Source organism: Streptomyces sp. PA03-5A (assembly GCF_033792725.1).
In the GTDB taxonomy this organism is placed as follows: Bacteria; Actinomycetota; Actinomycetes; order Streptomycetales; family Streptomycetaceae; genus Actinacidiphila.
In genome coordinates this window covers 35,739-58,200 of sequence record NZ_JARAVL010000002.1, presented here as the reverse complement: position 1 = coordinate 58,200, position 22,462 = coordinate 35,739, and the positions used below count along the sequence as shown (strand labels likewise).

21 protein-coding genes are annotated in these 22,462 nt (G+C 72.7%); 13 read left to right on the top strand and 8 right to left on the bottom strand.

Translation table 11 applies throughout. The features are described from left to right. Positions 1-131: 131 nt before the first annotated feature. Genes PV410_RS02800 through PV410_RS02790 form a run of 3 tightly spaced genes read left to right on the top strand, consistent with a single transcriptional unit; the run spans position 132 to position 2,538 of the window. The gene (locus PV410_RS02800) at positions 132-842 is read left to right on the top strand and encodes a dienelactone hydrolase family protein (RefSeq protein WP_500322061.1); all 711 of its coding nucleotides are present in this window, start codon (positions 132-134) and stop codon (positions 840-842) included. Beyond that, positions 839-1,057: a hypothetical protein gene (locus PV410_RS02795; RefSeq protein WP_500322059.1), complete on the top strand. Its 219-nt coding sequence runs from the start codon at positions 839-841 to the stop codon at positions 1,055-1,057. Before PV410_RS02800 ends, PV410_RS02795 begins: the two co-directional genes overlap by 4 nt. Further along, positions 1,054-2,538: an SDR family oxidoreductase gene (locus PV410_RS02790; RefSeq protein WP_500322058.1), complete on the top strand. Its 1,485-nt coding sequence runs from the start codon at positions 1,054-1,056 to the stop codon at positions 2,536-2,538. The genes PV410_RS02795 and PV410_RS02790 overlap by 4 nt, the downstream gene beginning before the upstream one ends. Positions 2,539-2,572: 34 nt before the next feature. Here PV410_RS02790 and PV410_RS02785 read toward each other — a convergent pair whose 3' ends face one another. Then, positions 2,573-3,019 carry a MarR family winged helix-turn-helix transcriptional regulator gene (locus PV410_RS02785; protein ID WP_500322390.1) on the bottom strand — a complete coding sequence of 149 codons (447 nt, stop codon included), beginning with the start codon at positions 3,017-3,019 and terminating at the stop codon, positions 2,573-2,575. A 138-nt stretch (positions 3,020-3,157) separates the two neighbouring features. Here PV410_RS02785 and PV410_RS02780 point away from each other — a divergent pair, with 138 nt between their 5' ends. Beyond that, on the top strand, positions 3,158-5,293 hold the full coding sequence (locus PV410_RS02780; protein ID WP_500322057.1) for an MMPL family transporter: 2,136 nt from the start codon (positions 3,158-3,160) through the stop codon (positions 5,291-5,293). On the opposite strand, the gene PV410_RS02775 is transcribed toward PV410_RS02780, so the two are convergent. Continuing rightward, a complete protein-coding gene (locus PV410_RS02775; RefSeq protein WP_499511723.1) occupies positions 5,281-5,775 on the bottom strand; it encodes a DUF3145 domain-containing protein in 495 nt (164 codons plus the stop codon). The two genes, PV410_RS02780 and PV410_RS02775, sit on opposite strands and share 13 nt — an antisense overlap. A gap of 235 nt (positions 5,776-6,010) precedes the next feature. Between PV410_RS02775 and PV410_RS02770 the strand changes: the two genes are divergently transcribed. From PV410_RS02770 to PV410_RS02730, 9 genes are all read left to right on the top strand, one after another. Beyond that, the gene (locus tag PV410_RS02770; protein WP_500322056.1) at positions 6,011-6,919 is read left to right on the top strand and encodes an SGNH/GDSL hydrolase family protein; all 909 of its coding nucleotides are present in this window, start codon (positions 6,011-6,013) and stop codon (positions 6,917-6,919) included. 200 nt (positions 6,920-7,119) lie between these two features. Further along, positions 7,120-8,280, top strand: coding sequence for a mandelate racemase/muconate lactonizing enzyme family protein (locus PV410_RS02765; protein ID WP_500322055.1), 1,161 nt, complete (start codon positions 7,120-7,122; stop codon positions 8,278-8,280). After that, positions 8,277-9,299: a zinc-dependent alcohol dehydrogenase gene (locus tag PV410_RS02760; RefSeq protein ID WP_500322054.1), complete on the top strand. Its 1,023-nt coding sequence runs from the start codon at positions 8,277-8,279 to the stop codon at positions 9,297-9,299. Before PV410_RS02765 ends, PV410_RS02760 begins: the two co-directional genes overlap by 4 nt. A 103-nt stretch (positions 9,300-9,402) precedes the next feature. After that, entirely contained in the window at positions 9,403-10,449 is a 1,047-nt protein-coding gene (locus PV410_RS02755; protein WP_500322053.1) for a hypothetical protein, read from the top strand. A gap of 6 nt (positions 10,450-10,455) precedes the next feature. Continuing rightward, on the top strand, positions 10,456-11,580 hold the full coding sequence (chvE, locus tag PV410_RS02750) for a multiple monosaccharide ABC transporter substrate-binding protein (RefSeq protein WP_500322051.1): 1,125 nt from the start codon (positions 10,456-10,458) through the stop codon (positions 11,578-11,580). A 65-nt stretch (positions 11,581-11,645) separates the two neighbouring features. Next, positions 11,646-13,196 carry a multiple monosaccharide ABC transporter ATP-binding protein gene (mmsA, locus tag PV410_RS02745; RefSeq protein ID WP_500322049.1) on the top strand — a complete coding sequence of 517 codons (1,551 nt, stop codon included), beginning with the start codon at positions 11,646-11,648 and terminating at the stop codon, positions 13,194-13,196. 1 nt (position 13,197) lies between these two features. Next, positions 13,198-14,457, top strand: a complete 1,260-nt coding sequence (mmsB, locus tag PV410_RS02740; protein WP_499511730.1) for an ABC transporter permease family protein — start codon at positions 13,198-13,200, stop codon at positions 14,455-14,457. A gap of 42 nt (positions 14,458-14,499) precedes the next feature. Continuing rightward, positions 14,500-15,681 carry an aldose epimerase family protein gene (locus PV410_RS02735; protein ID WP_500322389.1) on the top strand — a complete coding sequence of 394 codons (1,182 nt, stop codon included), beginning with the start codon at positions 14,500-14,502 and terminating at the stop codon, positions 15,679-15,681. Between the two features lie 213 nt (positions 15,682-15,894). Further along, a complete protein-coding gene (locus tag PV410_RS02730) occupies positions 15,895-16,785 on the top strand; it encodes a hypothetical protein (protein ID WP_500322047.1) in 891 nt (296 codons plus the stop codon). Between the two features lie 51 nt (positions 16,786-16,836). Here the strand turns inward: PV410_RS02730 and PV410_RS02725 are convergent, their stop codons facing one another. The 6 genes from PV410_RS02725 to PV410_RS02700 form a co-directional block, all read right to left on the bottom strand. Beyond that, the gene (locus PV410_RS02725) at positions 16,837-18,477 is read right to left on the bottom strand and encodes a pyridoxal phosphate-dependent aminotransferase (RefSeq protein ID WP_500322045.1); all 1,641 of its coding nucleotides are present in this window, start codon (positions 18,475-18,477) and stop codon (positions 16,837-16,839) included. 183 nt (positions 18,478-18,660) lie between these two features. Beyond that, a complete protein-coding gene (locus PV410_RS02720) occupies positions 18,661-18,795 on the bottom strand; it encodes a hypothetical protein (RefSeq protein WP_500322044.1) in 135 nt (44 codons plus the stop codon). 6 nt (positions 18,796-18,801) lie between these two features. Continuing rightward, a complete protein-coding gene (locus PV410_RS02715; protein ID WP_500322042.1) occupies positions 18,802-20,007 on the bottom strand; it encodes a PA0049 C-terminal domain-containing protein in 1,206 nt (401 codons plus the stop codon). A gap of 87 nt (positions 20,008-20,094) precedes the next feature. Continuing rightward, positions 20,095-20,850 (bottom strand): class I SAM-dependent methyltransferase, encoded by a 756-nt coding sequence (locus PV410_RS02710; RefSeq protein ID WP_500322040.1) that lies wholly within the window; start codon positions 20,848-20,850, stop codon positions 20,095-20,097. 86 nt (positions 20,851-20,936) lie between these two features. Further along, complete coding sequence (locus tag PV410_RS02705; protein ID WP_500322039.1) at positions 20,937-21,740, bottom strand: EI24 domain-containing protein; 804 nt, start codon at positions 21,738-21,740, stop codon at positions 20,937-20,939. Positions 21,741-21,779: 39 nt separating this feature from the next. Next, positions 21,780-22,328: a hypothetical protein gene (locus PV410_RS02700; RefSeq protein ID WP_500322038.1), complete on the bottom strand. Its 549-nt coding sequence runs from the start codon at positions 22,326-22,328 to the stop codon at positions 21,780-21,782. Positions 22,329-22,462: the final 134 nt, after the last annotated feature.

Sequence of the window (22,462 nt, the reverse complement as noted above, 5' to 3'; positions counted from 1 at the left end):
CGGCGGGACGGATTGGTCGGTGCGGCAATCCGCCGGGCGGACGGCCGCGAATCCATGGGTGGACGCACGTGACGGGCGTCGTCACGGAGGGCGGCCGATAATGACGGAGAGCGCACGAGAGGGGCGGTCCGATGACGTACGGTGACGAAGCGGGCGGCGGCACGCCGCGTCCGGCGCTGGTCCCGTACGTGCTGCCCCAGCGGCCGCGCGCCGCCGTCCTGGTGCTGCACGGCGGTCGTGCGGAGGGCCTTGAACCGCCCCCGCCGTGGAACCTGCCGGGGGTCCGGATGCGTCCCTTCGTCCGCGCGATCGGCCGGGCCACCGCCGGGCACGCGGTGGCGCTGGCCGGGGTCCGCTACCGGCACCGCGGCTGGAACGGCGAGCGGGAGGACGCGGCGCGGGACGCCCTGCGGGCGCTGGAGGCTCTGCGGCAACGCGCCGGGGAGGTGCCCGTGATGCTGGTGGGGCACTCGATGGGCGGCCGGGCGGCGCTGCGCGTGGCCGGGCATCCGCTGGTGGGCGCGGTCGTGGGGCTGGCGCCGTGGTGTCCCGAGGACGAGCCGGTGGGGCATCTGGCGGGGTGCCGTCTGGTGCTGCTGCACGGCGACCGGGACCGGGTCACCGATCCGGCCGGCTCGCTGACCCTGGCGGACCGGGCGCGGGCGGCGGGCGCCCAGGCCTGCCACCTGGTGGTGCCGGGCGGCGACCACGCGATGCTGCGCGGTGCCGGGACCTGGCACGCCCTGACGGCGCGCCTGGTCGCCGGGCTGCTGCGGCTGCGTCCGCTGCCGCCGGAGGTGGCGGGCGCGCTGACCGCCCCGGGAACGGAGGGAGCGCGATGAGCCCGCGCCTGCGAACGGACGCCCGCCCGGTCCCGGGGCCGCCGGGCACCGCACCGGCCCCGCGCCACGCCGGGGCACCGCTCTGGCCGCTCCTGCCGCTCCTGCCGCTCCTGCTCACGGCCGCGCTGACGGCACTGGCGGCGCTGCTGCGCACCCTGCTGCCGCCCGAGCCGGCGGCCGGCCCCTTCGCCCGCGACGCCGGGAGCCCGCGATGAGCCTCACCTGCCTGGTGACGGGCGCGACCGGCTACATCGGCGGCCGGCTCGTCCCCGAACTGCTGGAGGCCGGGCACCGGGTGCGCTGCCTGGCCCGTACGCCCGGCAAGCTGCGCGACCACCCGTGGGCGGGCGAGGTGGAGATCGTCCGGGGCGACGTCACCGACCCGGAGTCGGTGCGGGCGGCCATGGAGGGCGTGGACGTCGCGTACTACCTCGTCCACGCCCTGGGCAGCGGAGGGGACTTCGAGCGGACCGACCGGGATGCCGCGGAGGTCTTCGGGTCCCGGGCGAAGGCCGCGGGCGTGCGGCGGATCGTGTACCTGGGCGGTCTGACCCCCGCCGGGGTGCCCGAGCGGGAGCTGTCGCCGCACCTGCGCTCGCGCGCCGAGGTGGGCCGGGTGCTGCTCGCCTCCGGAGTGCCGACGGCGGCGCTGCGGGCGGCGGTGATCATCGGCTCCGGCTCGGCCTCCTTCGAGATGCTGCGCTACCTCACCGAGCGGCTGCCGGTGATGGTCACCCCGCGCTGGGTCGGCACCCGGATCCAGCCGATCGCCGTACGGGACGTGCTGCGCTACCTCGTGGGCTGCGCCACGCTGCCGCCCGAGGTGAGCCGCGCCTTCGACATCGGCGGCCCGGACGTGCTCACCTATCGCGCCATGATGCTGAAGTACGCCGAGGTGGCGGGGCTGCCGCACCGGCTGATCGTGCCCGTGCCGGTGCTGACGCCGCGCCTGTCGAGCCACTGGGTGGGGCTGGTGACCCCGGTGCCGGCGAGCATCGCGCGGCCCCTGACGGAGTCGCTGCGGTACGAGGTGGTCTGCCACGACCGCGACATCGCCGCGTGGGTGCCGGACCCGCCCGAGGGCATGATCGGCGTCGAGGCGGCGCTGCGGCTGGCGCTGCAGCGCATCCGCGAGGCGAACGTGGTCACCCGCTGGTCCTCGGCCTCCGTGCCCGGCGCGCCGAGCGACCCGCTGCCGACGGACCCCGACTGGGCGGGCGGCTCGCTCTACACCGACCGCCGGACGCGCATCGTGGACGCCTCGCCCGAGGCGCTGTGGCGGGTCATCGAGGGCATCGGCGGCGACAACGGCTGGTACTCCTTCCCGCTGGCCTGGGCCGTGCGCGGCTGGCTCGACCGCTTCGTGGGCGGGGTCGGGCTGCGCCGGGGCCGGCGGGACGCCACGCACCTGCGGGCGGGCGACTCGCTGGACTTCTGGCGGGTGGAGGAGATCGAGCCGGGCCGGCTGCTGCGGCTGCGCGCCGAGATGCGGCTGCCGGGCATGGCCTGGCTGGAGCTGACGTCCGGACGGGACGGTGCCGGGCGCACCGTCTACGGGCAGCGGGCGCTGTTCCATCCGCGCGGGCTGGCGGGGCACGCGTACTGGTGGAGCGTCTCGCCGTTCCACTCCGTGGTCTTCGGCGGCATGGCGCGCAACATAGCCGCCGCGGCCCGGGCGGGCGCGGCGGGTCCGTAGCGGAGGGCCGCGCGGGGCCGTGACGGACGCGGGCTCAGTCCGGGACGGGGGCGCGCAGGGCGGTCAGCTCGTCGTTCATCGCGGCCAGGAAGCGCATCACGACGACGAGTTCGTCCTCGGTGAAGCGGGCGCGCGCCGCGTCCGTGCCCCGGGCGAGCGGGCGGAAGAACTCCCGCGCCACCTCCATTCCCCGCGGGGCGTAGTGCAGATGGACCACGCGGCGGTCGGCGGCGTCACGGGTGCGGCGGACGTGGCCGGCGCGTTCCAGCCGGTCCAGGCAGGCGGTGACGGCACCGGAGGTCAGATTGAGGCGTTCGCGCAGCAGACCGGGGGTCATGGCCCCGCCGTGGCCGTCACCGTCCAGGATCGCGACCAGCGCCTGCACGTCGGTGTGGTGCAGCTTCTGGCTCTGCGCGAAGTCCTGCGCGATGCGGTTGAACTCGCCGTTCATCCTGCGCAGCTGCACGGCGAAGGCCTGCAGCCCGGTCGGGGACTCGTCCTGGAAGTTGTCGGGCACACCTCCATCGTAGATAATCTCGATGATTAAGATACTCAATAGCTGAGATACATCCTTCCGCACGGGGGCAGTCCCCCGTTCCACATCCCACGGGAGAGAGCGATGACATCCCTGCCGCGCGCCGTCCGATGGCTGCTGCCCGTGGTGATGCTGGTCGCCTGGCTGGGCGTCGGGGGCACACTCGGCCCCTACGCGGGCAGGCTCGGCGAGGTCTCCACCAACGACCAGGCGGCCTTCCTGCCGCGCAGCGCCGAGTCGACGAAGGCCGTCACCGAACGGACGGCCTTCAGCCGGAACGGGACCGTACCGGCGATCGTCGTCTGGACCGCCGACCGCGGCCGCGTGACCGACGCCCAGCAGCAGGCCGCCACGGCGGCGCTGGCCTCGCTCGCCGGCACCGAGGGGGTCACCGGGCGCCCCTCCCCCGCGCTGCGCTCCGGCGACGGGCGGGCCCTGCAGGGCGTCGTGCAGCTCCGCCCCGACCTCGGCCGGGACGTCGGGGACGCCGTCGGCCGGATTCAGGGCACCGCGGCCCGGGTCCCGGGGACCACCGCCCACGTCGCCGGGCCCGCGGCCTCGCAGGCCGACCTGGGCGAGGCCTTCGCGGGCATCGACGGACTGCTGCTGTTCACCGCGCTCGGCGTCGTGCTGGCGATCCTGCTGCTGGTCTACCGCGCGCTGCTGCTGCCCCTGGTCATCATCGTCGGCTCGGTCTTCTCGCTCGGCCTGGCCTGCGGCGTGGTGTACGTGCTGGCGGACCACGGCGTCGTCCGGGTCGACGGCCAGGTCCAGGGCATCCTGTCGATCCTCGTCATCGGCGCGGCCACCGACTACGCCCTGCTGCTCGCCGCCCGCTTCCGGGAGGAACTCGCGGTCCGCGGCGACCGGTTCGCGGCGATGCGCGCCGCGCTGCGCCGCTCGGCCGGGGCGATCGTGGCGAGCGCGGCCACCGTGGCCCTCGGCCTGCTCGCCCTGCTGGCCAGTGACCTCACCAACAACCGGGCCCTGGGCCCGGTCGGCGCCGTCGGCATCGTCTGCGCCGTCGCAAGCAGCCTGACCTTCCTGCCGGCGGCACTGCTGCTGCTCGGCCGGGCCGCCTACTGGCCCGCCCGGCCGCGGGACAGGCGTCCGGAGGGGGAGGGCGTGTGGCGGCGGATCGCGGCCCTCGTGGACCGCACGCCGCGCCGGGTGGGGGCCGCGAGCCTGGCGCTGCTGGTGGGCTGTGCCGCCTTCTCCCCCGCGCTGACCGCCCGGGGTGTGCCGCTGGACGAGATCTTCGTCCACCAGGCGCCCTCGGTGACCGCCCAGCGCGTCCTCGGCGAGCACTTCCCCGGCGGTGCGGGGAACCCGGCCGTGGTCATCGCGGAGGCGGAGCGGCTCGACCCGGTCACCCGGGCCGCGGCCGGCACCGACGGCGTCGACTCCGTCGCCCCGCTCACCGCCGCCGGCCGGCCCGGCGGGGGCGAGCCGCTCGTCGCCGGCGGCCGGGTCCTGCTGGAGGTGACGCTGAAGGACGCCGCCGACAGCGACGCCGCCAAGGCCACGGTGCAGCGGCTGCGCACGGCCGTGCACGCGGTACCCGGCGCGGACGCGGTGGTCGGCGGCTACACGGCCCAGCAGGTGGACACCCAGCGGACCGCGGAGCGCGACCGCACGCTCGTCGTCCCCGTCGTCCTCGCGATCATCCTGGTGATCCTGGCCGCGCTGCTGCGCAGCCTGCTGCTGCCGCTGCTCATGGTCGCCACGGTGGCGCTCAACTTCGCCGCCACCCTGGGCGTGTCGGCGCTGGTCTTCCGCCATGCGTTCGGCTTCTCGGCGACGGACGCCTCGGTGCCGCTGTACGGCTTCGTCTTCCTGGTCGCCCTCGGGGTGGACTACAACATCTTCCTGATGACGCGGGTCCGCGAGGAGACGCTGCGTCACGGCACGCGGCAGGGCGTCCTGCGCGGGCTGACCGCCACCGGAGGGGTGATCACCTCGGCGGGCGTGGTGCTCGCCGCCACCTTCGCGGCGCTCGGCGTGATCCCCCTGGCCTTCCTGGCGCAGATCGCCTTCATCGTGGCCTTCGGGGTGCTGCTGGACACCCTGCTGGTGCGCTCGCTGCTGCTGCCCGCGCTGGTACGGGACATCGGCCCGAAGGTGTGGTGGCCGGGCGCCGCGGCGCGCGCGGGCGACGAGCCGCCGGCGCCGGAGGGCGCCGCGGCACCGCGGCGGATGGCGGAGCGTCAGACGACCTGATGCAGCCAGCGCACGGGGGCGCCCTCACCCGCGTAGCGGAAGGGCTCCAACTCGTCGTCCCACGGCTTGCCGAGCAGCTTGGCGACTTCCGTCTCCAGGTCGGCCTCGCCCTTGCGGGCGCGGGCGAGCGCGGCGCGCAGCCGGTCCTCGGGGATGAGGATGTCCCCGTGGATGCCGGTGACGGCGTGGAAGATGCCGAGTTCGGGCGTGCTGCTGTAGCGCTCCCCCTCGGCGGTGGCACACGGCTCCGCCGTGACCTCGAAGCGCAGCAGATGCCAGCCGCGCAGCGCGGACGCCAGCTTGGAGGCGGTGCCGGGTTCCGCCTGCCAGGAGAACTCGGCCCGCCAGGTGCCGGGAGAGGCTGGCTGGCGGATCCAGTCCAGGTTCACGCGCACGCCGAGCACGCCCGCGACGGCCCACTCGACGTGCGGGCAGAGCGCGCGTGGCGCGGAGTGCACGTACAGAACTCCACGTGTCGTCACCGGGACCTCCAGTGTGGGACGAGGTACGCCTTCCCCAGCGGCCTCATGCCCATAACCGAGCCATCCGGGACAGCAGTGGACATTCTGCACTAATCATAACGAATGAGACAAGATCTGACCTCTGATCACCTCTTTCGCACCACCTGTCAGGGAAAAAGCTACCGCGCTGCGTCAGGCGAGGAGTGACGTACTGTCGGGATCAGCGAGAAGTCACCACTCGTCCGAGGGAGAACGGATGCGCCAGTCGCTCCCGCGCGGGGTCAGCGGCGCCCTGATCGCGCTGGTCACACTGCTCACGACGGCACTCGCGGCCGGCTGCTCGGCCACCGGCGGCCCCGGGAGCACCGAGGCCGGTGCCGCCGGGCGGGCGGGCACGGCGAAGCGCCCCGCGCAGGTGTGGGACACCACGCCCGCCTCCCTGGCCGCGCTCGGCGACTCCATCACCCGCGCCTTCGACGCCTGCGGGATCCTGACGGACTGTCCGGACCTGTCCTGGGCGACCGGCAGCCGCAGCTCCGTGAAGAGCGTGGCCACCCGGGTGCTGAACCGGCCGGCCACCGAGAGCTGGAACCTGGCGGCCAGCGGCGCCCGGATGCACGACCTGCCGGAGCAGGCCAAGAAGGCGGTCGCGCTGCGACCGCAGCAGGTGACGATCCTGATGGGGGCCAACGACGCGTGCGCGCGCAGCATCGACCGCATGACCCCGGTGGCCGAGTACCGCAAGGATTTCTCCGCCGCCCTGCGCACCCTCGACAGCAAGCTGCCGAAGGCCCAGGTCTTCGTCGCGAGCGTGCCCGACCTGATGCGCCTGTGGGACGTCGGCCGGCAGAACGTGCTGGGACGGCAGATCTGGAAGCTGGGCCTGTGCCCGTCGATGCTGTCCGACGCACAGTCGATGAGCACGGCCGCCCGCGAACGGCGGCAGACCGTACGCGAAAGGGTGATGGCGTACAACGACGTGCTGCGGCAGGAGTGCGCGCGCCACGAGCGCTGCCGCTACGACGGCGGCATGGTCTTCGACTACCGCTTCACCCAGAAGGAGCTCAGTCCCTGGGACTGGTTCCACCCCAGCGCCGAGGGACAGGCCAAGCTCGCGGGGCTGGTCTACGCCGCGGCCTTCGGACCGGACCCGGCCGGCGGCTAGCCGCGCCGGACCCGGCCGTTCGTCCGGGGTTTCGGACACGGGACGGCACGCGTGACGGGCGTACGGACTCACTTCGGCAACATCGCCGACACCTGCCCGGCACACCCATTGACACCGCCGGGAGCCCGTAACTACGTTCCCTTCAACATTTCGAACGTGTGACGAAATCTCGAACGACACCCTAAAAGGGGCGGCTTCCCGTGCGCATCACCGGCATCAGCACCCATGTGGTCGGTACTCCCTGGCGGAATCTCACCTACGTGCTCGTCCACACCGACGAGGGGCTCACGGGCGTCGGCGAGACCCGCATGCTCGGCCACACCGACGCGTTGCTCGGCTACCTCCGCGAGGCGGAGGCCAACCACATATCCGGTTCCGACCCCTTCGCGGTGGAGGACCTGGTCCGCCGGATGAAGTACGGCGACTACGGGCGGGCCGGAGAGATCGTCATGTCCGGCATCGCCGTCATCGAGATGGCCTGCTGGGACATCAAGGGCAAGGCGCTGGGCGTCCCCGTGTGGCAGCTGCTCGGCGGCAAGGTGAACGAGAAGGTCAAGGCGTACGCCAACGGCTGGTACACCACCGAGCGCACCCCGGAGGCCTACCACAAGGCCGCCCGCGCCGTGGTGGACCGCGGCTACCGCGCGCTGAAGATCGACCCCTTCGGCACCGGCCACTTCGAGCTGGACCACGCGGCCACCGCCTACTCCGTCTCCCTCATCGAGGCCGTGCGCGACGCGATCGGCCCCGAGACCGAGCTGCTGGTGGAGATGCACGGGCGGTTCAGCCCGGCGACCGCGATCCGCGTCGCCAACGAGCTGGCGCCCTTCAAGCCGAGCTGGATCGAGGAGCCGGTGCCGCCGGAGAACCTCAAGGCCCTGGCGAAGGTGGCCGCCCACACCGATCTGCCGATCGCCACGGGTGAACGCATCCACGACCGCTACGAGTTCCGCGAGCTGTTCGAGCTCCAGGCCGCCGACATCATCCAGCCCGACCTGGGGCACATCGGCGGCATCAACGAGGTCCGCAAGCTGGCCGCCACCGCGGAGACCCACTACGTGCTGGTCGCCCCACACAACGTCGGCGGCTCCGTGCTCACCGCCGCGAGCCTCCAGCTCGCCGGGTGCACCCCCAACTTCAAGATCCTCGAGCACTTCAACGACTTCGCGGACTCCGAGATCAAGAAGGTCGTCAAGGGCGCCCCCGTGGTCGGCGAGGACGGGTACTTCACGCTGTCGGACGCGCCGGGCCTCGGTGTCGAGCTCGACGTCGACGCCGCCGCCGAGTTCCCCCAGCAGCAGGCCCGCTTCGACCTGTGGGCCGAGGGCTGGGAGCGCCGCAAGCCGAAGGGCGCCAAGTGACCGTCCACACCCCCCGCGCCGTCGTCCTCGACGGACCCGGCCGGCACCGGATCGTGCCGGCCGGACCGGTCGCGCCCGGTCCGGGCGAGGCGCTGGTCCGCGTCCACGCCGCGGGCATCTGCGGCAGCGACCGGGAGGTGCACGCCGGCACCCGCCCCGAGGGCTACGTCCGCTACCCCGTCACCCCCGGCCACGAGTGGTCCGGCACGGTGGAGGCGGTCGGCGCCGGGGTGACCGCCGGCCTGGTGGGCCGGAAGGTCGTCGGCGAGGGCTTCCGCAACTGCCAGGTCTGCGAGCGCTGTCACGCCGGGGAGACCACGCTGTGCAGCGCGCCGTACGAGGAGACCGGCTTCACGCAGCCCGGTGCCATGGCGGACACCCTGACGCTGCCGGCCCGGCTGCTGCACGTCCTGGACGACGCGGCCGACCTGCGCACCGCCGTGCTCCTGGAGCCGGCCGCGTGCGTGGCGGCGGCGCTGCTGAAGGCCCCGGCCGCGCCGGGCGAGCGGGTGGCGGTCGTCGGCACCGGCACGCTCGGCATGCTGGCGGTGCAGTTCCTGGCCGCGGTGTCGCCGGCGGAGCTGCTGGTGGTGGGAACCGGCCGGGACCGGGAGGAGCTGGCCGCCTCCTTCGGCGCCACGCGCTTCCGCACGGCCGGTGAACTGGCCGCTGAGGACGGGCGGTACGACCTGGTGGTCGAGGCCGCCGGCTCCGCCTCCGCGGCCCGCGTGTCGGCGGGGCTGCTGCGCCGCGGCGGGCGGCTGGCGCTGACCGGCATCCCCGCGCCGGGAGCGCTCGGGCTCGACCCCACCGACCTGGTGGTGCGCCAGCTGACCGTGCACACGGTCTTCGGGGCGCCGCCCGCCGCCTGGGCCCACACCGTACGGGCCTTCGACGCCGGGATCCTGGACCCGGCGCCGCTGATCACGCACGACCTGCCGCTGGAGGAGTACGCCGACGCCCTCGGACTGCTGGGGAACAGGGATCCGAAGGTGGGGAAGGTGCTGCTGCGTCCGTGACCGCTCCGTGCGCGGCGGACACCCGATGTCCCATCCGTGCCCACCCATACCCAATGAACCGAACGTCGTCCGATATGTCGAACGGCGAGAACGAAGGAGCACCGTGACCGACGCACCCACCCCGAGCCCCGGCACGGCCGGCACCACAGGCGGTCCCCGACACCCGGGTCAGTACGCGCTCACCCTCCTCGGTCACGGCGCGCCGGCGGACGACCCTGCCGACGCCTCCCCGCACTCCTTCCCCGACGGGGGCAGCTGGCGCACCGAGATCCCCTCCGTGGAGGGCCCGGAGGCGCTGGCCACCGTGCTGGAGGAGAGCGAGCGGCTGGAGGTGCCGGTGCACCGGATCAGCCAGGGCAGCGGCATCTGGATGCTGACGGACGCGGAGATCACCGAGATGGTGACCGCCTGCGCCGAACGGGACGTCGAGCTCTGCCTGTTCACCGGTCCCCGCGGCACCTGGGACATCGGCGCCGCCACCCGCACCGACTCCCGCGGCGGGGGCCTGCGCGCCCGCGGCCACGACCAGGTGGCCGGCTGCGTCGAGGACGCGCTGCGCGCCGCCGCCCTGGGCGTGCGCTGCCTGCTCGTCGCCGACGAGGGCGTGCTGTGGCTGCTGCACCAGCTGCGCGCGCAGGGCCTGCTGCCGGCCGACACCACCTTCAAGGTCTCGGCGCTGGTCGGCCCGGTCAACCCGGCGGGTTACGCGGTGTGGGAGCGGCTGGGCGCCGACTCCATCAACATCCCCTCCGACCTGACCCTCCAGCAGATCACCGAGATCCGCCGGGTCAGCCGGGCGCCGATGGACTTCTACATCGAGGCCCCGGACGACCTCGGCGGCTTCGTCCGGCTCTACGACGCGGCGGAGCTGATCCGCCGCGGCGCGCCGATCTACCTCAAGTTCGGGCTGAGCAAGGCCCCCGGCATCTACCCGTACGGACGTCAGCTGCGGGAGGTCGCCCTGACGACCGCCCGCGAGCGGGTCCGGCGCGGCCGCCTTGTGCTCGACCTGCTCTCCCGGCTGGGCGCGGACGGCGGGCTCTCCCCGCTGGGCGCGCGGCAGCCGGGTCCGCTCCACCGCTTCCCGTTGGACATCGCGACCGACCCGGACCAGGCGACCGACCCCCGCCTGGCCGCCGAAAGGATCTGATCAGCCATGCGCATCGCCAGAGCCGCACGTCTGCGCACCACAGCCGCGCTGATAGCCACCCTCGCCCTCGGGGCCACCGCGACCGCCTGCGGGCAGAGCGACAACACCGGAGGCGGCGGCGACAAGGACGGTGGAAAGGGCGGCACCATCGGCATCGCCATGCCCACCAAGTCCTCGGAGCGCTGGATCGCCGACGGCGACAACATGGTCAAGCAGTTCCAGGCCCAGGGCTACAAGACCGACCTGCAGTACGGCGACGACAAGGTCGAGAACCAGGTCGCCCAGATCCAGAACATGATCACCAAGGGCGACAAGCTGCTGGTCATCGCCGCCATCGACGGCTCGGCCCTCAGCGACGTGCTGCAGCAGGCCCACGACGCGGGCATCAAGGTGATCTCCTACGACCGCCTCATCCTGGGCTCGGCGAACGTCGACTACTACGCGACGTTCGACAACTACAAGGTCGGCCAGCTCCAGGCCGGTTACATCCTCGAGAAGCTGGGCCTGAAGGACGGCAGCAAGAAGGGCCCCTTCAACATCGAGCTCTTCGCCGGCTCGCCCGACGACAACAACACCAAGTACTTCTTCAACGGCGCGATGGACACCCTCAAGCCGTACATCGACAAGAAGCAGCTGGTGGTCAAGAGCGGCCAGACCGAGCTCAACCAGGTCACCACCCTGCGCTGGGACGGCGCCACCGCCCAGGCCCGCATGGACGACCTGCTCAGCAAGTCGTACACCTCCGACGACGTGGACGCGGTGCTCTCCCCGTACGACGGCATCTCCCGCGGCGTCATCTCGGCGCTCAAGAGCGTGAGCTACGGCACCGGCAAGAAGCCGCTCCCGATCGTCACCGGTCAGGACGCCGAGGTCGCCTCGATCAAGTCGATCATCGCGGGCGAGCAGGCCCAGACCGTCTACAAGGACACCCGCGAACTGGCCAAGGTCGCCGTCCAGATGGGCAACGCGGTGCTGACCGGCGGCAAGCCGGAGACCAACGACTCCAAGACCTACAACAACGGCACCAAGGTCGTCCCGACCTACCTGCTGCCGCCGGTGAGCGTCGACAAGTCGAACTACAAGGAGGTCGTCGTCGACTCCGGCTACATCAAGGAGTCCGAGCTCCGGTAGTCCCGGAGCCGGACCGCGACCGACGATCGTCACTTCCCACCACCCGAGGAGAACGGAAAGCAGGAATGGCCGGACCCGTCCTCGAAATGCGCTCCATCACCAAGACCTTCCCAGGGGTCAAGGCGCTCTCCGACGTCACCTTGACTGTCGCCGAGGGCGAGGTCCACGCCATCTGCGGTGAGAACGGTGCGGGCAAGTCGACCCTGATGAAGGTGCTCAGCGGGGTCTACCCGCACGGCAGTTACGAAGGGGAGATCCTCTTCCAGGGTGAGACCTGCGAGTTCCGCGACATCCGCGCGAGCGAGCAGCGCGGCATCGTGATCATCCACCAGGAGCTCGCCCTGGTGCCGTACCTGTCCATCGCCGAGAACATCTTCCTCGGCAACGAGCACTCCACCCGCGGTGTCATCAGCTGGAACGAGACGCTGCGGCACGCGGGCCGGCTGCTCAAGCGGGTCGGGCTCACCGACGGGCCCACCACCCGCGTGGCGGACATCGGCGTGGGCAAGCAGCAGCTCGTCGAGATCGCCAAGGCGCTGTCCAAGGAGGTCAAGCTCCTCATCCTGGACGAGCCGACCGCCGCCCTGAACGACGAGGACAGCCGCAAGCTCCTTGACCTCATCATGGAGTTCAAGGAGCACGGCATCTCCTGCATCATCATCTCGCACAAGCTCAACGAGATCGCCAGGGTCGCCGACTCCATCACGATCCTGCGCGACGGGCGGACCATCGAGACGCTCGACATGAAGGCCACCGACGAGGACGGCCACAGCACCGTCACCGAGGAGCGGATCATCCGCGGCATGGTGGGCCGCGACCTCGACCACCGCTTCCCCGAGCGGGAGCCGGAGATCGGCGAGGTGGCCTTCGCCGTCGAGGACTGGACCGTGCACCACCCGATCGACCAGCAGCGCAAGGTCGTCGACGGGGTCTCCCTCGACGTCCGGCGCGGCGAGATCGTGGGCATCGCCGGGCTGATGGGGGCCGGCCGCACCGAACTGGCCATGAGCGTCTTCGGCCGCTCCTACGGCCGTGGCATCAGCGGCCGGGTCTACCTGCACGGCAAGGAGATCCGCACCCGCACCGTCCCGGAGGCGGTGGGCCACGGCATCGCGTACGTCACCGAGGACCGCAAGCACTACGGGCTGAACCTCATCGACGACATCAGCCGCAACATCTCGCTCAGCGCCCTGTCCAAGGTCGCCAAGCGCGGCGTCGTCAACCAGCACGAGGAGGCCCGGGTCGCGGAGTCCTTCCGCTCCACGATGAACATCAAGACCCCGACGGTCTTCGAGACCACGGGCAAGCTGAGCGGCGGCAACCAGCAGAAGGTCGTCCTCAGCAAGTGGATCTTCGCCGGGCCGGAGGTCCTCATCCTCGACGAGCCCACCCGGGGCATCGACGTCGGGGCCAAGTACGAGATCTACACGGTCATCAACGACCTGGCGGCCCAGGGCAAGGCCGTCGTCTTCATCTCCTCCGAACTGCCGGAGCTGCTCGGCATGTGCGACCGCATCTACACGATGTCCGCGGGCCGGCTGACCGGGGAGATCCCGCGCGAGAGCGCGACCCAGGAAGTGCTGATGCGCCACATGACCATGGACCGAGGTAACTGAGATGGGCAGCCCGGTGAAGACCGACAAGACTCCTCCGCCGCCCGCCGGGGGCGCGGCAACGGCCGCCGAGGGCGGCGGCGCGGCGGCCGGAGCCGCCGGCCTCCTGCTGCAGGCGGCCCGGCGCAACATGCGCCAGTACGGCATGATCATCGCGCTGGTGCTGATCGCGGCGCTTTTCCAGATATGGTCCGGCGGCATCCTGCTCAAACCGCAGAACGTCACCAACCTCATCGGCCAGAACAGCTACATCCTGATCCTGGCGATCGGCATGATGGTCGTGATCATCGCCGGCCACATCGACCTGTCCGTCGGCTCGCTCGCGGCCTTCGTCAGCGCGGCCGGCGCAGTGATGATCATCCACCACCACGTCTCGTGGCCGCTCGCCCTGGTCGCCTGCCTGCTCATCGGCGCGGTCGCCGGTGCCTGGCAGGGCTACTTCATCGCGTACGTCGGGATCCCGTCGTTCATCGTGACCCTGGCCGGCATGCTGCTCTTCCGCGGCGGCACGCAGATCTTCCTGGAGGGCCAGTCCATCTCGCCCTTCCCGCGCGGCTTCCAGAAGATCGGCAACGGCTTCCTGCCCGAGGTCGGGCCGCACACCAACTACCACAACCTGACCCTGCTCATCGGTCTCGTGGTGATCGCCATCGCCGTCGTCCAGGAGATCCGCGACCGCCGCCAGCAGCTCGCGTACGACCTGGACGTGCTGCCGCGCAACTTCTTCCTGCTGAAGCTGCTCGCCATCGTCGCCTGCGTCGTCGCCTTCACCATGACGCTGGCCAGCTACCACGGCGTGCCGATCGTGCTGCTCATCCTGGCCGGGCTGCTCATCGTCTTCGGCTTCGTGATGCGCAACGCGGTGATCGGCCGCCACGTGTACGCGCTCGGCGGCAACCAGGCGGCGGCGAAGCTCTCCGGCGTCAAGGACAAGCGGGTCGTCTTCCTGGTCTTCGTGAACATGGGCGTGCTCGCGGCGCTCGCGGGCGTGGTCTACGCGGCACGGCTCAACGCCGGTGTCCCGCAGGCCGGAATCAACTTCGAGCTCGAGGCCATCGCGGCCGCCTTCATCGGCGGCGCCTCCGCCACCGGCGGCGTCGGCACCGTGCTGGGCGCCATCATCGGCGGCCTGGTGCTCGGGGTGCTCAACAACGGGATGTCGCTCGTCGGCATCGGCACGGACTACCAGCAGGTCATCAAGGGTCTGGTGCTCCTGGCCGCGGTCGGCTTCGACGTCTGGAACAAGCGCAAGGTCGGTTCGTAAAGCAGCTACCTATCGAAGGAGCCGCAAGTGAACAGACGTACATTGATCGCGGGCGCGGCGCTCGGGGCGGTCGCGCCCGCGATCAGCGGGACGAGCGCCTGGGCGGCCGGAAAGGCCGGCACGGCGGGGCAGACCGCCGACGCCCGGCACAGGCCCGCAGGCGGGAGCAAGGTGAGCAAGGAACACTTCGGGACCTTGGAGGACGGCACCAAGGTCGACATCTGGACGGTCAGCAACGGCGGGATCACCCTCAAGGTGCTCTCGTACGGCGGCGTCGTCCAGACCCTGGAGCTGCCCGACCGGCGCGGGCGCCGCGTCAACGTGTCCCTCGGATTCGACGACATCGCCGGCTACGTGGCGAACAGCCCGTACTTCGGCGCGTTGATCGGTCGCTACGGCAACCGCATCGCGGGCGGGAAGTTCACCCTGGACGGGCACACCTACCAGCTGCCCGTCAACGACGGACCGAACAGCCTGCACGGCGGCGACCGGGGCTTCGACAAGCGGGTCTGGGAGGTCGAGGGCTTCAAGGCGGGCTCGGACGCCGGTCTGGTGCTGCGCTACACCAGCGCGGACGGCGAGATGGGCTACCCGGGCACGCTGAAGGTCAAGGTCGTCTACACCCTGACGGCCGACGCGCGGTGGCGGATCGACTACACCGCCACCACCGACAAGGCGACGGTCGTCAACCTCACCAACCACACGTACTTCAACCTGCGTGGTGAGGGCGACGGCGGCATCTACGACCACGAGGTCCAGATCGCCGCCCGCCGCTACACCCCGGTCGGCTCCACCCTGATCCCCACCGGTGAGCTGGCGCCCGTCGCGGGCACCCCGTTCGACTTCCGCTCCGCGAAGGCGATCGGCCGCGACATCCGCTCCGCGCACCAGCAGGTCCTGTACGGGCAGGGCATCGACCACAACTTCGTGCTCGACAAGGGCCGCACCGCCGCGCCCGAGCACATCGTGACGGTCACCGAGCCCGTCTCCGGCCGGGTCATGCGGATCGCCACCACCGAGCCCGGTGTGCAGTTCTACACGGGCAACTTCCTGACCGGGGCGTTCGCCGGTTCCTCGGGCCGGGTCTACCGGCAGGGCGACGGCTTCTGCCTGGAGACCCAGCACTTCCCGGACTCCCCCAACCAGCCCTCGTTCCCGTCGACGGTCCTGCGGCCGGGACAGACCTACCGCTCCACCACCGTGCACTCCTTCGGCACCCACTGAGCGGCGCAGTCCTCCCCGCAGGCGGGGGCGGCCGGGATTCTCTCCCGGCCGCCCCCGCCTGTCGACTTCGGGACCGGCACCGGGTGAACCCCCGTCGGCCGTACGGGGATGTTCTGGGCCACCGGAATGACTCCGGCGGAGAGTCGGCGCGCAGACGGGTACGCATCCCGTCGTTCAAGCCCCGCGCTTTCGCACTCGACGAGGGAGTCCCCCATGAGTCCTGACGGCAGGCCGCCGTCGCGCAGGTCCCGGCGGTACGGACGGCTGACCGGTGTGGTCGTGCCGCTCGCCGTCGCCGCGGCCGCGGTGTCGGCGCCCGTGCTCGCCACGACCCCCGGCGCCGTGACCACCGCGGCCGGCACGACGGCGGCCGTGGCCGACCCCCGGCCGCCCGGCACGCGCAGCGTCGCCGCGGACGACGACGAGGAGGAGGGCGAGGACGGCGGCCGCGACGAGGAGGCCCGTGACGAGGGCGGTCGCGAGGACGGCGAGGACGGCGGGGACCAGCGCGGCGGCCGGGAGACCGACCGGGGCGACAACGACCGGGGCGAGGGCGACGACGAGCGCGCCGACGAGCGCCGGGACGACCGGGGCGACGGGAACGGCGGGAACGACGAGCGCCGGGACGACCGCGGCGATCAACGCGGCGACGAGCGCGAGCAGCAGCGCCGCGACGACCAGGGCGGGAACCGCGGGGACGGCCGCGAGGACGAGCGAGGGAACGGCCGGGACGACGGGCCCCGGAACGACCGCGGCGACGGCCGCGACGGCCGTGACGGATCCTGCGTCAGCATCGACTCCACCCTCCGCAAGGGCGACCAGGAGATCTCCGTCGCGGTGTTCGAGGGCCGGGTCTTCATCGGCGGTCGCACCCTTCCCCGCGGGCCCTTCGTCTGGCACTCCCTCAGCGGCAACCGCGGCTACCCGCGCGGCGTCTGCGGCGCCACGGTGACCTCCGTCGGCTCCGGGGTGTGGGTCAAGGCGATCACCCGGGACGGCCGGGTGGTCGAGACGCACTGCGTCATCCGGGAGACCCAGGGCAAGCAGAGCTCGTGCGGGGAGTGGAAGACCCTGGACAGCCGCTCGTTCCGGGCGGCCAGGTGACCCTGCGCCCGCGCGGTCCGGTCGCTCACCGGCCCGCGCGGGCGCGGTGCGTCAGGAGGCGTCCTGCCAGTACAGCGCCGGCCGCGGGGTGCCGGGCGGCGCCGAAGCGAAGGCCGGCGGGACCTCGGCGGTCAGCGCGGGGTACGTGTCCGGAGCGGGCGCCTGGGGGCGCGGCTGGGGCTGCGTCTGAGGCGGCACCTGAGGCTGCTGCTGCGACTGCTGCTGTGGCTCGGGCCTGAATTCGTAGACCGGCTGCTGCTGTGGCTCGGGCCTGAACTCGTAGACCGGCTGCGGCGGCGGCTCGGGCCTGAACTCGTAGACCGGCTGCGGCGGCATCGGCGGCGGCCCCACGGGCTGCTCGTACATCGGCTGGGGCGGCGGGGCCTGCTGGATCTGCGGGAGCGGCTGCACCGGCGGCATGGCGGGCTGTACGGGCGGCGCGGGCTGGATCTGCGGCAGCTGCTGCGGAGCGGGCTGCGGGGGCTGCTCCTGGACGGGCGCGGCAGCCGCCGCGGGCGTGGGCGCGGGCGCCGCGTACCAGGTGCTGCCGTACAGCACCGTGCTCAGCCCGGTCAGCAGCCGCTGCACGTCGGCCTGCGGCCGGACCACGAGCCGCATGAAACGGCTGCTGCTGCCCAGCTTGTTGCCGCATTCGCGGACCAGCACCCCGTGCTCGGCCAGCAGCCGGTCGCGCAGCACGGCGCCGTCGACGCCGTCGGGGAGCTTGACGAAGACGAAGTTGCCCTGGGACGGGTAGACGGTCAGCCCCGGCAGGGCCGCGAGCTGCCAGGTCATCTCCTGCCGGTCGCGGGAGACCAGGCGCAGGCTCTGCGCGTACTCCTCGCGGTGGTCCTTGAGCATGAAGACCACCGCCTCCGCGAAGGAGTTGAGGTTCCACTTGGGCAGCATGCGGCGGACCTTCCCGGCCAGCGCGGGGTTGGCGACGAGGTAGCCGAAGCGGATGCCGTGCAGGCCGAAGTTCTTGCCGAGGCTGCGCAGGACGATCACGTTGGGCCGCAGGACGGCCTCGCCGGCGACGCTCGGCCAGGCCTCGGCGTCGGTGAAGTCGAGGAAGGACTCGTCGATCACGACGAGGTCGAGGTCGGACAGGGCGTCCATGAGCGCGACGACGGCGTGCTTGGGGAGGAAGCCGCCGTCGGGGTTGTTGGGGTTGCAGATCACGGCCGTACGCGAACCCCGTGCGCGGACGAACGAGACGAAGGCCGCCGGATCGAGGGCGAATCCGGCGGCCTCCGGGAGGAGGAACATGTCGACGCGCTTGCCGGTCTCCATGGGCTGGTCGGTCCAGCGGCCGAAGGTCGGTATGGGGACGGCCAGGCTCTCGCGGACCAGCAGGTGGTCGATCCAGGTGATCAGCTCGGTCGAGCCGTTGCCCATGGCCACGGTCTGCGGGTTGAGGCCGAGCAGCGAGCACAGCTCGTTGGTGATGACGTCCGTGCTGCTCGGGTAGTACGTGAGGATGTCCCGCATCGACTCCTGGAGCTTGTCGTACATGGCCGGGCTCGGGAAGTAGGGGTTGCACGGGATGCAGAAGTCGACGATGTCGTGTCCTGCGTCGGAGGACGACAGGCCGCCGGCGGCGCGGCGCAGCGCGAAGTACGAGGGACTGTGCGCGGTGTTGGCGCGGAACAACTCGGTGGCATTACCGGTGGCGCCGACTGCGACGGTCACGGCAGAACCTCCCTCGATCACGGGGGCCACGCCGCGGCGGCCCGCTTCCCCTTGCCTGCACCACCTTTTCGCATATTCCTCACATCTGGTACATGTGTGGTGTTTACGGGACAAGTGGTGCGCGGTTCGGCTATCTTGCGGCCGTCCCCGGTCTCATACGGGCCCGGCGGGGCTTCCGTTCAGTCATCGCCTCCCCTGACCGCGCAGGCCCACGGCGACGGTGGTGATCCGGCCCGCGGCGGCCGGCGCGACGAGCTTCACGTCCCCGGCCGGGACATGGTCGAGCACCCGGGTCCGCGTGCGGCCCCTGTCCTTCACCTCTCCTCAGCCGAGCGTGCCCGCGGCCGCGACGAGGAGGGCACGGATCTGGGCGGTGACCGCGAGCCGCTGGGCGACGAAGGCGGGGTCGGCGACCGTGCCGGTGGCCGGGTCGGTGTTGCCGGGGCCGAAGTGCAGCACCGGGGTGTGGACATGGCCGCCCGGGGCGGGCAGCGCGAGCCTGTCCCGCAGCAGGGTGGCCCGGTAGGCGATCTCGTTGGAGAGGTAGTCGCCGCCGCCCCCGGCGCGGGCCGCGGAGCCGGAGGTCGGGCCGCCGTCACGGGTGACGGGGTCGGTCGCCCCGGCGGGGACCTCGGTGACGGTGGTGCGGTCGTGCACCGGGAAGGGGCCGGTGCCGGCGGCGGCGAGCGCCGCGTACGGCAGCGTGGACGCCGTCCACTGCGGCTGCCGGTCGGCGGCGGCCACCGGGACCGGGACCGGGCCGGTGACGGACAGGCCGGTGTTGTCGGGATGGCCGCCGCGCCAGGCGCCGTTGAAGCGTTCGAGGTCGAAGCGTCCGTCCCGGCCCTGGCTGACGGTCGCGAACAGGTCGACCCGGCGCGGGCCTGGCCGGAACCGGGGGCACAGGACGGCTTCGACCGTGCCGTCGGCGAAGTCGCCCCAGCGCACCGGGAAGACGACGGTCTCGACGCGGGCGGGGCCCGCGGCGGTCGCGAGGGTGACGCCGTCCAGGGCGAGCGCCGCGGCCCCGGAGGGATTGCTGCAGCGTATGTCGGTGTCCAGCCGGAAGGGGTCGAAGCCGGTCAGCAGGATGCGCCGCACGCCCTCGGCCAGGGGCGGGCGGACGGCGTCCTGTCCGCGCGAGGCGCGCTCCAGCCGGGCCGCCAGCGCGACACGGCCGGCGGCGGGCAGCGCGAACGCCGGTTCCCACCGGCGCAGTTCCGCGCCGAGGGCGAGCCGGGCCCAGTACAGCGGCCGGTCGTCGTCGTGGCTCAGGTCACCGCCCACCGCCCCGCGGCCCTGGGCCCGGTCCACCGCGGCCCGCCACAGCGCGCGCCCGTGCCGCCGCACGCTCCGGGCGGCCGAGGCCGGGTCGCGGGCCTCCGCCAGGGCCCGGGCGAACCGCGGGGCCGCGGTGTCGAAGCCGCCGCGGCGCAGGATCTCCCGCGGCACGGCCCGCTCCAGGCGCAGTTCCTCCGCCGTGGGCGGCGGCACGTCGGCGGGCACGGCAGGGCGGAGCGGCAGGCGCATCGCGGGGAACCTCCGGGCGGTCGGGTAGCGGGTCGGCCGCCCGGAGCATGGCGCACCGGGGCACCGCTCCGCCAGGGGTCCCGGGCGCTACGCCGGCTTGCGGGCGAGGAAGAAGATGCTCGGCCCGAACCCCACGCGGGCCAGCGGGGACTGCAGCGCCCCCTCGGCCCGTACCAGCGTCGCGTGCGGGACCACCCGCTTGAGCCGCGCGCTGCGCAGGTTGGACACCGACAGCCGGCGCTCCACGCGCAGCCCCGCGGCCTCCAGCTGCGCGGCCACCGTGCGCGGGTGGTGGTTGACGAACGGGATGCTGTCGCGCTCGCGGTTCTCCGCCGAGCGGATGTCCACCGGCGACCGCGGCACCCGCCGGCGGTGCGCCGCGTAGCGCAGCCGGTTGGCGGCGTGCGCGAGGTTGGCGGTCTCGACGACGGCGGTGCCGCCCGGCCGCAGCACCCTGGCGATCTCGGTCAGCGCGGCCCCCGGGTCGGGCAGGTGGTGCATGACGCGGATCATGGTGACCAGGTCGACGCTCGCGGAGTGCAGCCCGAGGCCTCCCGCGCTCATCAGCCGCATGCTCACCCCCGCGAGCCCCCTGAGGAACTCCTCCGCGTCGTCCAGCTGCTTGCGGCTGGCGTCCACCAGCGTGACCCGGTCGGCGAACTCCCGCAGCACCGGCACGAGCCGGCCGAAGCCGCCGCCGACGTCCGCCGCGTGCCCGAAGTGCCGCCCTTCGAGCAGCCGCCGCAACGCGGCGACCTCGGCGTCGTGTTCGTAGCCGCGGCCTTCCCAGTAGGTGCGGTAGCTCTGCGGATTGTCGTCGTACTGGTTGGTGCGCTGCGCCATGGCGCGCCTCCCCCTCGCGTGCTCGTCCTCAGGGCATAAGTCACGCGGCAGGTGCGGAACGGTTCCCTCCGGATCGCCCCCGGCGGCTACGGCTTGCCCAAGTCCAGCCGCCCCACCGGCGCACCCGGCTCCGGCCGCGGCTCGGGCACCTCCTGCGGCTGCATCAACGCACGCACCAAAAGCGTCGCACCCGCCACCGCACCCGGCATGAGCAGCACCGACACCAACGGCACCAGGAAACACAGGATCAACGGCACACCGAAGCCCAGCGTCAGCGCCATCCGCCCGCGCAGCATCCGCATCCGCATCCGCAACGGGACCTCACGCCGCTGGAAGGCCACCCCGCTGAGTTCGAGGGCGAGGAAGTACCCGGAGACGCAGAAGCCGATCGCGGGGACGACGGTCTGGCCGACGAAGGGGATGAAGCCTGCGGCGAACAGCAGGATGCCCCAGGCGGCGACCCGGACCAGCACCCGCAGGCTGTCCCGGGCGGACTGCAGCAGCTCCCGCCACAGCGGGACGTCGGGGGCGTCGGGCGCGCCGCCCTCGGTGACGTCGACCCGCTCGGCGAGGGACTCGTAGAAGGGCTGGCCGACCAGGAGCGTCACCGCTGTGAAGGAGATCACCGCCAGCAGCAGGCCGCCGCCGAAGGCGACCGCGGTGAGCAGCCCGCGGAACAGGCCGCGCCAGGGCGAGTCCCAGTCGTCGGCGAAGGGCGTGGCCCAGGCGGTCGCGTCGTCGGCCCAGAAGGCGAGGACGACCAGTGCCGCCACGTAGCCGACGAGGGTGATCAGCGCCGGCAGCAGCCCGAAGCCGAACCAGCGGCCGTGCCGGAGGACCCAGCGCTGGCCGTCCACGAAGAGCCGTATCCCGTTGGCAAGATCTCGCATGCGCGACAGGGTATGCGAACCGCGCGCGGACGGTGGGGCTCAGACCATGACCTCGCAGTCCCGGGCGCCCGAGGGGTCCGGGTCGAAGAGGCAGACGTCGGAGCCCGTGTCGCCGGTGACGACGCCGGTGCCGGCGATGTCCTGGGCCTTGAGGAAGAGCACGTCGTCGCCCGGTCCGCCGCCCACGGTGCCGGAGTTGGCCCCGGCGTCGCCGATGAGGTCGACGAGGTCGTCGCCGTCGCCTCCGGTGACCCGCCCGCTGTTCTCGCCGTTGATCTCGATCATGTCGGCCCCGCCGCCGCCGTCGACGGTCCCCGCGTTGCCGCCGTGGACCGTGATGACGTCGACGCCGCCGGCCCCGGCGACCACGACGCCCGCGGGGACACCGCCCGGGCAGTCGATCTCGTCGAAGCCCTCGGTGCCGGTGACGGCACCCCCGGTGACCGCCCGGCCGTTCACCGTGCAGCCGGCGACGGCGGGCGCGGGCGGTTCGCCGGCCCGCGCGGAGCCGGTCAGCAGCGCGGACGCGCCGGCCAGGACGAGAGCCGCGCCGGCCAGGACCGGACGGGTGCGCGTACGTGCCGTCATCGCTGCTCCTCGGGTGGACGCCTGGAGTGGGGCGCGGTTGGCACGAGCGTCACGTCACGGGAGGCGGCCCGCAATCGGGCGGGGGCCGGCCGGGGGACCGCACCCGGAACGGAGCCTGACGATCCGTCATCATG

Bases quoted from the DNA above. Each gene is read 5' to 3' on its own strand.
- mmsB (WP_499511730.1), top strand. From the start codon at position 13,198: ATGGGCAGCCCGGTGAAGACCGACAAGACTCCTCCGCCGCCCGCCGGG.
- PV410_RS02710 (WP_500322040.1), bottom strand. From the start codon at position 20,850: ATGGCGCAGCGCACCAACCAGTACGACGACAATCCGCAGAGCTACCGC.
- PV410_RS02800 (WP_500322061.1), top strand. From the start codon at position 132: ATGACGTACGGTGACGAAGCGGGCGGCGGCACGCCGCGTCCGGCGCTG.
- PV410_RS02705 (WP_500322039.1), bottom strand. From the start codon at position 21,740: ATGCGAGATCTTGCCAACGGGATACGGCTCTTCGTGGACGGCCAGCGC.
- PV410_RS02795 (WP_500322059.1), top strand. From the start codon at position 839: ATGAGCCCGCGCCTGCGAACGGACGCCCGCCCGGTCCCGGGGCCGCCG.
- mmsA (WP_500322049.1), top strand. From the start codon at position 11,646: ATGGCCGGACCCGTCCTCGAAATGCGCTCCATCACCAAGACCTTCCCA.
- PV410_RS02715 (WP_500322042.1), bottom strand. From the start codon at position 20,007: ATGCGCCTGCCGCTCCGCCCTGCCGTGCCCGCCGACGTGCCGCCGCCC.
- chvE (WP_500322051.1), top strand. From the start codon at position 10,456: ATGCGCATCGCCAGAGCCGCACGTCTGCGCACCACAGCCGCGCTGATA.
- PV410_RS02700 (WP_500322038.1), bottom strand. From the start codon at position 22,328: ATGACGGCACGTACGCGCACCCGTCCGGTCCTGGCCGGCGCGGCTCTC.
- PV410_RS02780 (WP_500322057.1), top strand. From the start codon at position 3,158: ATGACATCCCTGCCGCGCGCCGTCCGATGGCTGCTGCCCGTGGTGATG.
- PV410_RS02770 (WP_500322056.1), top strand. From the start codon at position 6,011: ATGCGCCAGTCGCTCCCGCGCGGGGTCAGCGGCGCCCTGATCGCGCTG.
- PV410_RS02730 (WP_500322047.1), top strand. From the start codon at position 15,895: ATGAGTCCTGACGGCAGGCCGCCGTCGCGCAGGTCCCGGCGGTACGGA.
- PV410_RS02790 (WP_500322058.1), top strand. From the start codon at position 1,054: ATGAGCCTCACCTGCCTGGTGACGGGCGCGACCGGCTACATCGGCGGC.